Source organism: Pantoea sp. ME81 (genome assembly GCF_903970985.1).
Lineage (GTDB): Bacteria > Pseudomonadota > Gammaproteobacteria > Enterobacterales > Enterobacteriaceae > Pantoea > Pantoea communis.
The window spans coordinates 1-12571 of sequence record NZ_CAJCKS010000141.1 but is presented as its reverse complement, the minus strand read 5'-3'; the positions used below and the strand labels follow the sequence as shown (position 1 = coordinate 12571).

Below are 12571 nucleotides of genomic sequence, written 5' to 3'. Positions count from 1 at the left end.
GTTATTAGCGGTAGATTGTTCGTGAATGTGAGTCATAGCTGTTTTCCTTTAATTAATCCTTGCATTCGTTACCAGGTACCACTTGAAGAAACAGGAAGCGTAATCATTATTAACTACAAGGCTATTGAGGAGCCTGAAGAAGCCATTAAAAAAGGGTGACATTAAAAATCAGATAAAGTTAAAAGCTTAATAAGACAATGGAAAATTATTCCATGTATCAATGATAATAGATGATTTTTTAAAAAGCTTTTACAAAAATAGAAAAATATTCTCACCTGAATTGGCAGGTTTCAGTATCACCTCTAATGAACGAGGGTGACAGAGTTAGCGTAAACAGAGTCACGCTATAATGGTGTTGCAGTCCGGGACCCCGATAAGACCTGACAAATGCAAATATTCTGCAAGTCATCCGAACATCCCGGAGAGCTTTCTTTGTTGGACTGCTGAGGATAATTTCGCTTCGCTTAAATACTGCTGCGGATTAATCCTGAAGACAGTTATTCTGAAAGCAAATGTATCAGCTGATAAAAATGATCATTTCCCTTATGCCATACTCACTTTTTCTTAATGGAGAACAGGCCAAAATGCTTCGCTTTTTCTTCTCCCCTTTTTAGCAGTCCTGAATCCCTGGTGCAGGTCATGAGCCAGCAGGATATGAATGAATCAATTCAGGAAAGTGACAGAATAATTATTGATGAAAATGATAACGCTTCGGTTAATCCTTAAAGTCCCGATGCACAGGGATATTTTTTGCAACACGTTAAGACTCTGAAGGATATTTAAAGGGGGACGGCCATATTCATGGTGCTGACGGTATGTGGCTACTGATATACCTGGCGTGACATGTCCAGTCGGTTAAAAATAAAGCACTCTGTTGGCTGGGGTGCTTACTTTCTTATCGCGCTCTGTGACTGTATCTTTGTTTGAGCTACAACTTGATACCTGCCTCGCCGCTTGGGTTTGGCATTACGTGATCTGCTGTATCAGCATTCCCCGCTACCTAGAAAAATAACCAGTCTGCTACTGCAGTCAGGCCAACTATCAGGGCTACGAAAGCGGCTCCTGTTGAGAATACGTGGTCAGTGCTCTGCTCTTCATTACGGATGTCATGAAACCGGACTGTTGCGAAATGTGCATTCGGGGCAGACAGTTCTTCAGGCTGTTTTTCATATCCCCACTCCCTCAGAAACGCAGAACCACTTGTGTCATCTCTCTCCAGAGCATTCACATGTTTGCCTTTTTTAAAAAAACAGTACACTGGCATCTTATTCCTCCAGAAACATTGTAGCGTCCATAATTAACATAGCCTGGCCAGATCGGTATCGTACAGCGAACCATGCTTAACAATATCCAATTCTGTGGCTGTGACAATTTAAATCAGTGACAGCAGGAAGTTCGCAGTGGGAAGATTTATGGTACGGCGCATTACTGAAAGCGACCTTGGCAACTTCAGGGAATTGAGGCTGGAGGCTTTACGGCTTCATCCTGACGCCTTTGGCGCATCCTACGAAGAATGTAGACATAAGCCACTGCAGTTCTTTGCCGAACAGCTGAGGGCCAGCGATATTTTTGGTGGATACGATCACCATAGTACCCTGCAGGGCATGATTGGCGTGAGTCGCAGCCAGTTATCAAAACTGAGTCACGTTGCAAATATATGGGGAATGTACGTTCGTCCTGAGATGAGGGGCAGCGGGCTTTCGTCTTTACTCATGGAGGCGGCGTTGAACTCTGCCGGTTCAGCCAAAACGGTAAAACTCTCAGTAGTTACCACAAACCTGGTTGCCTATTCACTTTACCGTTCTTTCGGATTTACTGAGTGGGCAACGGATACAGCAGCACTTTATTTTGACGGGGTTTATCATGACGAGTTTCTCATGAGACGGGATTCCAGCGCCGGTTCGTAAAAGAAAAAGGATGTTAAGAACTACAAAAATTGTGTCGTTCATTGTGATCTGCACCGCGCTGACTACGTTCCTGCGAATTTCTGGGAAGCCGAAATGCCGGAAACTGACGCGCAGATGTAGTGTCATTAATTATAAGTTATAAATTTCATAAGCTTTCGCTGCGGGGTGATAGCTGACCCGTGTCTGATATGTGTTAGTAAAATCCGAATGAAATTTTAAGGAGACTGAAATGGCGAAGCCTGGATTGCTGATTATTCCGGCCATTATGAGTGCTTTTATTATGGCGGGTTGCGATTCGCCGAAGGACGCAAGTAAAGCGAATTTTAAGCGCGCTATTGACCAGAAGCTCAGCGAAAAATGCATTACCTTCCGCCCCGCTGGGATTTTCAGCTCTGGGAAATATCCTCTGACGGTAGAGGACGCTCAGGCTAACCAGTTTGTCAGCCAGTCCCAGGCCGACAAAAGAAACAGTGAAAACCAGGGCCCCCTGAACGCACTGGTCGAGGCGGGCGTTCTTGAGGTCAGACAGGATAACGTAAAGCAGGGATTCGGGAATGGGACCGTGCCGGCTCATATTTACACGCTGACTGAGAAAGGAAAAAGCAGTCGTCTCTCAGAAGACAGCCCGCTCCTTTGCATTGGTAAATACAAGGTCGATGAAGTCACAGGCTATACCGAACCCGGTAATGCCGGCGGCACAACGGTTTCCAAAGTTGATTACACATTCAGTCCGGCTGACGTCCCCGACTGGGCAAAAGCAGAAGCCGTACGCAGTGCTTATCCCTCTGTTGAGCAGTCACTCAGCGACAAGCAAAACGGGCGGGCTGTGCTGGTGCTGAAAAACGACGGATGGGCAGCTGAAGCCGTTTCAGGCTCACCCCGCTGGTAATTCCTCACAGACCAGTCTTATATCCAGAGGGGTATTCTGCGATGAATACCCTGTATGATTCAGAGTATTTGCTGGCTAACCTGCTGCCGTAGCCGCCTTACGCTGTCGTCAATATTTCCTCCCGGTTGCGCTTATGTACGTGCGGTACGTGCCGATAATCAGAATGTGCCTCACCAGGGTACATATAACCGATACTGCGACTGATTGTGCTTATGGCTCCCATCCGGGAGCCATTTTTTTTCAGGCAATTTTCCTCTGAGAACCGGTTTATCATGAGCAGCGAAGAGGTGCATCTGGCAGACAGTGAAATCCCCACTACACTGTCTGAAAAAATTCAGCACACAAGAGCACATATGAAATACCTGGCATCCGGCGTTATATTGATGGCGTTGAGTCACACAGCTGCAGCTGTTCCACCCTCTCAGTTCTGGCCATCCTGCGACATCAGCATTCAACAGGGTATCAGGGCGGATAACGGCAGCAGCGACAGTGACCCGCTTTTGTCGCATGTTTCGCTGCGCGTCAAGGTGATTCAGGCCGATGCCGGTACCGCGCGTAAAGCAGGAAAACTGTCAGAATCGCAGACGGAAATGATCTGGCATCATGCTGATCGCATTCGCGCGGATGCCACGCGCTACGCCCGTGAACAGGGCTTCCTCAGCGCTGGTGAACGCGCCAGTTTAGACAGAGAGCTCGATGAGGTCGCCGGACGGCTTTGTGCCCGCATTCTCCAGCCCATAAGGGGATAAAAGCCGGACCTCATTTTATTTTCCTGACTTCATTACCCCATAACATGGGAGAAGCAGATGAAAATTTCATGCAGCCTGCCGTCTTCATGGTCACGCTTCATTTATCTGACGCTTCCCGATGTCTTAAAAATGCGTTTCTGACGTGCTTCCGCTTCCCGGAAGCACTGCATTAACGGGAACTTGATGGATTAAGGTAAACTCTACGTCAGTCATCTTGCCTGGTGCGGGCTTGTTGCCCTGAACACAGACCGCCTTGACGGGCAGGTCAACTCTCCCGTGCAGGATAACTTGTTTCTGACGCGCTGGCTGGCATCAGCGGGGAAGCAGCGTCGCATCCCCAAAGTACTTGACTGCAATAACAGCTGGCCACTTAAAGAAGGGCGGGCCAAAGGACTACGAGCAAACCTACCAGAAAAACTGGACTACCTCTGGCGCGCAAGTAGCGGTGCAGTATGACCTTTTCAGACTGCAGCATATTCTGTATGAGATTACTCTGACCGGCATCAGATATAGTGTTCTCAGTGAAACGTAATGGGAAGGGCGCCATGCAACTGTGTTCCGTCCTAAAATGCCGGGCATGTCCTGATAAAAATCGATTTGCAAACGGGCTTTAATGAGCAGGGAGGACAGATCAGACCCATTGCTGCACGCATCACTGCCAGCAGTGCTGTTGATGATCTGCTGTCCCGGGCAGGCTGGGAGCAAACATACGATATGACGAGTCCGCTTTTACACTATCGAAATGTTCGAAGGCAGAAGACTCTGGAGAATTTCTCCACGTGATTTCACCCGTATCGGTTTCTCAGCAATATCCTTGGTGATGTAGCGTTCTTCAAAACTCTCTTGGTTCAGAAAATCTGAGTTCGTGCGGCAAAGCCGTACGGACTCAGATTTTGCACGTTATGCTGACTTTCCCGTCAGGTTGTTGTCGGTGATTCAGTTGCGCTTTCACCAAAACGTTCACGCATATACGTTTCTATCTCTTCCAGCGACTTTCCTCGTGTTTCAGGCAGCATCACCGCGACAAACGCCAGGGATGCCACGTTGACTGCGGCAAAGATAAAGAAGGCATTATTACCCACCATCGAGAGTAACGGTGGGAAAGCCAGCGCCACGGTGGCGTTACATATCCACTGAAACGCCACCGCTGAACCGGTTAACACGCCGCGGACTTTCATAGGGAACAGTTCAGACATGAGCAACCAGTACACGGGTGAAATGCACATCTGCATAAAGAAAAGGAATACGAGGATACAGCCCAGCGCCAGCAGGCTTTGTGCCAGGCTGTGCGGCATCAGCACCAGTACAGCGCCCAGCGCCACCTGCATGGCAATCACGACCGACAGGCCCGTCAGCAGCATCGGACGGCGACCGAAATGGCTGATTGCTTTTATCCCTGCGAAGGTTGCGATCACTGATACCAGACCGTTTCCTATCGTAGCGGCAATTGACGCGCTCGTGCCAAGCCCCGTACTTTTAAGAATGATGGGCGTGTAATACATGAAGGCATTTACGCCGGTGAACTGGGCCACGATCCCCATGCCACACCCCAGCAGCAACAGGCGCACAATCCATTTCTCTTTTAAAAGTTCACGCGCCGGAGGTCCCTGGCGGGCTTCACGCGCGTTCTGGCGTATCTCCGCCATTTCTTTTTTAATTTCGCGCGGGTTCTCACGCAATTTGCGCATGATACGCAGCGCCTCGTTAAAACGTCCTTCTGCTACCATCCAGTGTGGCGAGGCCGGCACAAAAAAGGTGCCGATAAACAGCAGAATGCCTGGGATCATTGCCAGTGAAAGCATATAACGCCACATGCCAGGATCTTTCAGCAACAGGCTCATAGCTGCACTGACAACGTAAGCCAGTAGCTGACCGGACACGATCATCAGTTCATTGCGGCTGACCAGTGGCGCACGGCGTTTTGGTCCCGCGATTTCAGCGATAAATACCGGAACCGTTGAGGAGCCTCCTCCGACTGCGAAACCCAGAATGAATCGCATCACCACCATAATTTCAAGATTAGGCGCAATGGTTGTGCCTAATGCACCGGCAACAAACAGCACGGCAAGGCTGCGGAGCGTAATCCGACGTCCGAAGCGGTCAGAGACATAGCCGCTGACAAAGGCCCCGATGGCTGAGCCGAAGGTAAGGGCGGAAGTTACCAGTCCCTCGGTGAATGGCGTGAGATTAAGGCCGCCCTGGGAGGTGGGCAATGTCATATAGGGCAGAGCTCCGGAAATGATCCCGGTGTCGTAGCCGAACGCCAGCGCGCCCATGGTGGCTACCAAGACTACGAAAAAAAGACGTTGTTGCACTGATAATGTGAGAGCGCCGCCATCATCCGATGAGGGCTGAGAAGGGTTTTGCACTTGGGCATCCATGGTTGCTAAAAACACAGCGGAAAGCTGTGTAAAGGAAGGTATGAGTATAGTCAGGATTTGAAAAATGCGAACCTGCTCACAGAATCACGCCTGCGCATAGGTGATTTACCAGTCTTTTACTGGTTTAACGCACCTCAGCATTGACGTCTCAGTCAGGAATTTATATCGGAACTTTTTTCCCTTCTTTTATTAAATATTTTACACCCTCCATGATGGATATTTATTCACCAGCATGAATCGCTACGCTTAAATATCTCGCTGTTTTTTGCTTTCCAGCGTGACAAATATCACATTTTTGCCAGGCTTAATTTACTCACCAAAAAGGAGATAAAGATGAACTCATTTACCAACAAGACGCTCACCACGCAGGAATATCCTAAGCCGCCCTTTAAAAAACAGCATCAGCCTGTGCCTGGCCTGGCGAGTAAAATGGAGCCGCGCCCCGATCACGGTGAAACCAGTTACCGGGGAACAGGACGCCTCACCGGCCGTAAGGCGCTGATTACTGGTGGAGATTCCGGTATTGGCCGTGCCGTTGCCATCGCTTATGCGCGGGAAGGTGCTGATGTCGCAATTAATTATCTGCCAGATGAAGAACAGGATGCGGCAGAAGTTATTAAATTAATCGAAGCGGAAGGGCGTAAAGCCGTTGCCATTCCCGGCGATATTCGGTCGGAAGAATTCTGTCAGAAACTCGTTAAAGAAGCGGTCAGCCAGTTAGACGGCCTGGATATTCTGGTAAACAATGCCGGTCGTCAGCAATTTAATGAATCTATTCGCACGCTCTCTACGGAAGATTTTGACGCCACGTTTAAGACCAATGTCTATGCCATGTTCTGGATAACCAAAGCGGCGCTGGAATATCTGCCTGCTGGTTCATCCATCATTAACACTACGTCAGTACAGGCATATGAACCAAGCGCCATTTTACTGGACTACGCGCAGACAAAAGCCTCGATAGCGGCCTTCACCAAAGCTCTCGCTAAACAGCTGGGTGAACAGCAGATCCGCGTTAATGCTGTCGCACCGGGTCCCTACTGGACTCCTCTCCAGATATGCGGAGGTCAGCCGCAGGAGAAAGTTGAGCAGTTTGGTGCAACCGCACCGCTGGGCCGTCCCGGCCAGCCGGCAGAAATTGCGCCTCTTTATGTCACCTTCGCCGAAACCACCAACAGCTTTACCTCGGGTCAGGTCTGGTGCTCCGACGGCGGCACCGGCACGGTCTGATTGTCAGCAGGATTTTTTGAAGAACGTGGCCGCTCGCGGCCACGTTGTCGTCTCAGCATGCAGGGAAACGCAATGAATAATCAGATACTACGTTCGCCGATGCGCGAGGATGGATTTGCGCGTCTTGGGGACTATGCGGCCATTGGCGAAGGTCGCTCTGTGGCACTCATCGCCCCGGATGGCGCCATTGACTGGTGGTGCGCGCCTAACCTCGACTCACCACCATTGTTTGACCGCCTGCTGGATCCGGTAATCGGCGGTTTTTTCAAGATAGAACCCTCAGCAGAATACCGTACGGAGCGTGCCTACCGCCCCGACAGCAACGTACTTGAAACCCGGTTTATCACGCAGGATGGCAGCGTACTCATCACGGAGTCGATTAACAGCACGCTGGCCGGTCGGCTGCCCTGGAGCGAACTGGCAAGACGTATTGAAGGGATTGAGGGTGAAGTTGAACTGAACCTGACGCTGCGGTTCGGCACCGTTGCCGAAACACGCTCTCCCTGGCGGGACAATACCGAACAGGGGGACGTTTATCATCTTGCTGACCTGATGGCGATGCTGCGGACATCTGAGGACTGGCTGATTACAAAGCGCGACGACGGAATGATTGGCGCGACGCTTCGCACACGTCCTGACAGTCACTCGCTGGTCGCCCTGCTGGTGACGGAGCGGGAACCCTTGGCTGTTCCCGACTTATCGGCCATTGATGCCCGTATTGAAACCAGCCATACGGCCTGGCGCGACTGGACGCATAGCCTGAGCTATGCGGGTCGCTATGCCGATCATGTCCGTCGCTCAGCACTCTCTCTTAAATTCCTCTGGTATTCGCCAACCGGTGCGCTGGCCGCTGCGGCGACGACCTCGCTGCCTGAGGGCATTGGCGGTGAGAAGAATTACGACTATCGCTACGCTTGGGTGCGCGACGCCTGTCTGATTATTAAATCGTTCGTCTTCCTGGGCGCGCTTGAGGACTGTAAAGCTGCATTCTCCTGGTTGTCCAAAACCATCATACGCCACGGCACTCAGCTTCGCGCCTGCTACACGCTGGAAGGCGGGGAAGTGCCCGCAGAAAGTTACCCACCCTTACGCGGTTATCAGCATTCGCTTCCGGTTCGTATCGGCAATAACGCACGCGATCAGGTTCAACTGAGTATGTACGGCGACATGCTGGCCACGGCAGAACTCTTCATTCGTGCCGGCCATGTTCTGGATCTTGAAACGTCACGCATGCTGGGAGAACTGGCAAATTACTGCGCCGATCAGTGGCGCCAGAAAGACAGCGGGATCTGGGAGCTGCCGGATGAACAGCATTATACCCATTCCAAAATGGCCTGCTGGCTGGCGCTCAACAGTGCGGTTTCACTGGCCAACGCGAAGCATATTGAACCCACCTGGGTGAAGCGCTGGGAGCGGGAGCGGGACCGCATCAGTGAATGGATTGAGATGCACTGCTGGTCTGAGGAAAAACAGGCCTATCTCTTCTATCCCCACAGCGAAGGCAGGCTCGATGCCGCGCTGGCACTGGTACACCACTATGGCAACACGGTTAACCCGGAACGCATGCGCGCAACCTATCGTGCCATCAGGGAGGATTTAGGCCACAGCAGCGCGATGCTATACCGCTACAGCGGCGCCGAGAATGAGGAGAGCACGTTTGTTGCCTGTTCTTTCTGGCTGGTCGAGGCGCTGGCAGCGATGGGTGATATCCGTCAAGCCGAAACCGCAATGGAAGAAATTCTGGATAATCTGTGCCAGCGCGGCAACGTTGAAACCTTCAATGAAATGTTTGATGTCCGCAGCGGCGAGTGGCGCGGCAACATGCCGCAGGGGTTGAGCCATCTAGCCCTCATCTGTGCGGCGCAGGCGCTGACCGATCACGCCTGATCTTAACCCTTGTTACTGAGGGCAAGGCGCCGGCTCAACGTATAAGGCCGGCAGTCCCTCATAATTTACCCTAAAAGGATAAAACTGATGATCCGCGGAATTGAACACATTGGCATTACCGTTTCAGATCTGAAGCAGGCAGAGAATTTCTTCATCGGCGCGCTGGATGCCTCAGTGCTCTATCGCATCGTTCCGCCCTCTGACGCCGAGAAGTTTGTTCCGGGCAAGAAAATGGCGCCTCTCAATGGGGAGATGCGGATGTTTTCCTGGACTGTTACGTTGTCATCCCCAGATGCTGCCGGTAATTTACCGGACTCATTGCACTTAATGATATTTTGATCCGGCTCTCTCGTTATATCAGCGTAGGTAACTGTCCAGGAGGCACATAAAATTTTTCAGCGTTATGCCCGCCCAGTTTCTGCCGTAGTACATTTCATTTTTGACCCGACCGAAGTAGCCTTCACACGCTGCATTATCCGACGAGCAACCTTTGCGCGACATGGACCTTATAAGATCCGATGCGTTGTTACATGTGCTTTGCTTGGTAAGGTCTTTAGCAGTGATGACGCCCATGGCATCAAGCCTCTTACTCACGCCCCAGACACCATCAACCGTCAGATGAGCCTTAAGCTTCTTTAGGCAGTAAATGTTTAACCGACCCAGCACACCGCCTGTTTTTGACCATTACTTGGCTACGTGGTTTACTATCTTAGTCAACGTCTTTGTTCAAGCAATGCCAAGCCTCTTTGTAAATGCATTTTTTGTTAATACCCGCCCTTACCCTATATCCAACATCTTCCAATGACTCCGGACGGCACATCACTTCAATTCACAATCGAAAATATTTATACAGCTGGCGCCATCTGTACAATCTTGGCCATTTATCGAAACGCAACCGTCATCCGCTTCGATGCTTTGATCACCCATTGAGGGACAAGCCAGATGTTGGACTAACCGTCAGTTCTTGTCGGTGGATTAAGCTATGCCGATCCATTTGGATCACCATCCCCGACAATAATGGTATTCTTTTGAAAGAGAAAATTAACGGGCTTCTAAAGGATGCTTACCAGTAAACAGAACAACGCTTTAAATATCATGATGGCTCTGAGTGAGGAGAAAGTTATACCTGTCAGAGATTTAATTTCAGAAGTTTCACTTTCTGTTAGTTACCTTGAAAGTCTGATAGCGGTGCTCAGGGATGAAGGCCTGGTTAAGAGTATGCCCGGCATGTACGGCGGTTACGCATTATCCCGTAATCCCGCCAGCATTACCGTAACTGACATATTGTCTGCCTTCAGTGCCTCAGACACTCCTTACCCTGTGGTAAGGGCTCTCATTTCGGTATCTCTTAAAGATTTGCAGAACTCAGCTCAAATTTCTAAGACCTGAACATAATGGAGTGACTCGTCATACGTAATCACTTGCGCTGTTTGTTGATGTACTGCTGCAATCCGGCTATTTGCTTTCCTGCCATGACCATTCGCTCAAATAAAGTGAATTAATTCTGTTCATTTGCGGCTCAGGCATGGGAAGCCACACGGGCTGCATGGGATGCCATTGCATTCTGCTTGAACGACTTAACTCGCGAAATCGCATAACGAATCGCTTCTATCCAGCGAGGGTCGGCTGAAATTATCAGGGAATTTTTTAGCGAAGCATGTAAATCACTCCATACCATGATGCGTACAGACACATCTCTCCCCAGTCCATGATTGAAGTCCGTTAGGATTGAGTTGATCGCTTCTTTTGTTTGCTGGTATCCGTCCCCCATCTGATACATCCCCGCCAGACGTTTTATCTGAATTTCACACTCAGCTGCAATGTCATCTTGCATCGTACGCTCCGTTTTCGTCTTTTAAATTTGACTTAACGAATAAAATTCTAGTAGCTGCTGCACAAATTTTCGACCAATCATACTTCAAGTAGTGCAGTTATTTAATCAACCGAAAGATCGGATAATTCATTATTGATAATGGGTTATGTATTAATTGTGCGCTATTTACTTTAGAAATTTCTGGTATTTGTTAATGTTCCCAAAATTTTCCGTCAAATCCCGGCAGCATATTCAGAAAGGTATACAATTCAGCCCGCACTGGTAATGTGCCTCTGGGCATTTTCCATGACTAACAAGCAGCACTAATGGCTGACAACCCTGTGTGTGACATCTGCCGCCGTAGTCCGATACGGCGGATTTTTTTCAAGTCAGGCTTAGCCCGATCTTACAGACTGTATAAACCGTGCCTTCCGCTTTGATTGCAGACCAACCTTTACCAGCTTCCCCATGTAGCAATCCATCACCTTACAGACTTTCAAACGTTCAGCTATTGCGAGGCTTTTTACCACGCCTGCCATCTGTAAGTGTTTCGACGGAGGGTTCTTACACAATCAGCGTTTTCTTCATCCAATAACAGATCAGTATCACCGTCCTCTGCTGCCTAGCGAACGTTTCGGCTACTTTTTTACCGCCCAGGGTAATGTCGAACTCTTCTTTTCGGCTGCTCCAACCCTGGAGCCATCGCCATCATCTCTTCAATTATCCGCGATATTTTTCCCAGTAAGGTGCACGACAGAAGGCTCAGATGACTTCTCAGATGCAGTGCGGACTACTTAAGATTCATCTGACATGGTTCCACATCTTTCAGGCTGTGCGCCATTTGCGTCATCATAAATCTCTGAAGGTTATACGGTCAGAATCACCTCACATTCCTGAAAGCCATTTCCGCTTTGACCTGACCGGTCTAATCACCTGCCTATCCCTGCCCCCCGCCAGCCAACCTGCGCACTTGAGCTAACGCAGCGAGTGTGCCATTCACATTCAGAATCGAGATGCATCATTTCCTGACTTTATCCTTACAATTTGTTATTAATAACCGTTATCATATTCATTCTCATTTCTTTTCGCATAAACCAATGAAGCCAATCAACCCTGAATGTAAGTGTTCTGAGCAGAGGATCATTTGTATGAAAGTTTCCACACTGTGTGCTGCGTTGACGCTGCTCGCGTCATCCCCGCTTTATGCCCGTGATAGTGCAGAGGAGGAGCTGGTCGTTGATGCAACCCGTACCGAAGGTTCACGCAATGATTCTCCTCAGGTCATCAGGGTGATTGGTGAAAAAGAGATTAGCCAGCAGCGGCAGCTGACGTCTGATACGTCCCAGATTCTGAGCAACCTGCTGCCGTCTTTTTCCCCTGCGCGACAGAAAATGTCCGGCAGCGGTGAAACGTTGCGCGGTCGCATGCCGCTGGTGATGATTGATGGTATTCCGCAATCCAACCCTCTGCGCCCTACCGGGCGGGAAATGCACACCATTGACGCGTCCATGATTGAACGTATTGAAGTCATCAAGGGCGCAAACGCCAGCAACGGGATCGGGGCGACAGGTGGAGTGATTAATATCATCACAAAACGCGCAAAGCCCGGCACCGTCAATCAGCACTTCGGCGTCGAAGCCACGACGCCTACGGCTGAATTTGACCACGGTACGCTGGCCTACAAAACGAACTACAGCGTTAACGGCAGCGAGGAATAC

The 12571-nt window shown here is 49.9% G+C and carries 10 protein-coding genes and 2 pseudogenes; 9 read left to right on the top strand and 3 right to left on the bottom strand.

Going from position 1 to position 12571, the window contains the following annotated elements:
* The first annotated feature begins 1412 nt into the window (after positions 1–1412).
* The 4 genes and pseudogenes from H7A81_RS20615 to H7A81_RS28020 all read left to right on the top strand — a co-directional run.
* On the top strand, positions 1413–1907 hold the full coding sequence (locus H7A81_RS20615) for a GNAT family N-acetyltransferase (protein WP_182058564.1): 495 nt from the start codon (positions 1413–1415) through the stop codon (positions 1905–1907).
* A 229-nt stretch (positions 1908–2136) separates the two neighbouring features.
* Complete coding sequence (locus H7A81_RS20610) at positions 2137–2796, top strand: hypothetical protein (RefSeq protein WP_182058563.1); 660 nt, start codon at positions 2137–2139, stop codon at positions 2794–2796.
* A gap of 206 nt (positions 2797–3002) precedes the next feature.
* Entirely contained in the window at positions 3003–3545 is a 543-nt protein-coding gene (locus tag H7A81_RS20605; protein WP_182058562.1) for a hypothetical protein, read from the top strand.
* A 219-nt stretch (positions 3546–3764) separates the two neighbouring features.
* Positions 3765–4001 (top strand): annotated as a pseudogene (locus H7A81_RS28020) (DUF2913 family protein); the annotation flags it as partial.
* A 461-nt stretch (positions 4002–4462) separates the two neighbouring features.
* Here H7A81_RS28020 and H7A81_RS20595 read toward each other — a convergent pair.
* Positions 4463–5926 (bottom strand): sugar porter family MFS transporter, encoded by a 1464-nt coding sequence (locus tag H7A81_RS20595; protein ID WP_370529970.1) that lies wholly within the window; start codon positions 5924–5926, stop codon positions 4463–4465.
* Positions 5927–6259: 333 nt separating this feature from the next.
* Between H7A81_RS20595 and H7A81_RS20590 the strand changes: the two genes are divergently transcribed.
* The 3 genes from H7A81_RS20590 to H7A81_RS20580 all read left to right on the top strand — a co-directional run bounded on the left by H7A81_RS20590 (position 6260) and on the right by H7A81_RS20580 (position 9379).
* A complete protein-coding gene (locus tag H7A81_RS20590) occupies positions 6260–7153 on the top strand; it encodes an SDR family oxidoreductase (protein WP_182058560.1) in 894 nt (297 codons plus the stop codon).
* A 72-nt stretch (positions 7154–7225) separates the two neighbouring features.
* Complete coding sequence (locus H7A81_RS20585) at positions 7226–9040, top strand: glycoside hydrolase family 15 protein (protein WP_182058559.1); 1815 nt, start codon at positions 7226–7228, stop codon at positions 9038–9040.
* Between the two features lie 87 nt (positions 9041–9127).
* On the top strand, positions 9128–9379 hold the full coding sequence (locus H7A81_RS20580) for a hypothetical protein (RefSeq protein ID WP_182058566.1): 252 nt from the start codon (positions 9128–9130) through the stop codon (positions 9377–9379).
* On the opposite strand, the pseudogene H7A81_RS20575 reads toward H7A81_RS20580, so the two are convergent.
* A pseudogene (locus H7A81_RS20575) lies at positions 9315–9553 on the bottom strand (IS3 family transposase); the annotation flags it as partial. The gene H7A81_RS20580 and the pseudogene H7A81_RS20575 sit on opposite strands and share 65 nt — an antisense overlap.
* A gap of 546 nt (positions 9554–10099) precedes the next feature.
* On the opposite strand from H7A81_RS20575, the gene H7A81_RS20570 reads away from it, so the two are divergent.
* Positions 10100–10429, top strand: coding sequence for an Rrf2 family transcriptional regulator (locus H7A81_RS20570; RefSeq protein WP_052127597.1), 330 nt, complete (start codon positions 10100–10102; stop codon positions 10427–10429).
* 130 nt (positions 10430–10559) lie between these two features.
* Here H7A81_RS20570 and H7A81_RS20565 read toward each other — a convergent pair whose 3' ends face one another.
* A complete protein-coding gene (locus tag H7A81_RS20565) occupies positions 10560–10874 on the bottom strand; it encodes a hypothetical protein (RefSeq protein ID WP_182058558.1) in 315 nt (104 codons plus the stop codon).
* A gap of 1127 nt (positions 10875–12001) precedes the next feature.
* On the opposite strand from H7A81_RS20565, the gene H7A81_RS20560 reads away from it, so the two are divergent.
* Positions 12002–12571: TonB-dependent siderophore receptor (locus tag H7A81_RS20560; protein WP_255479003.1), on the top strand; the 570-nt coding region annotated here is incomplete at its 3' end.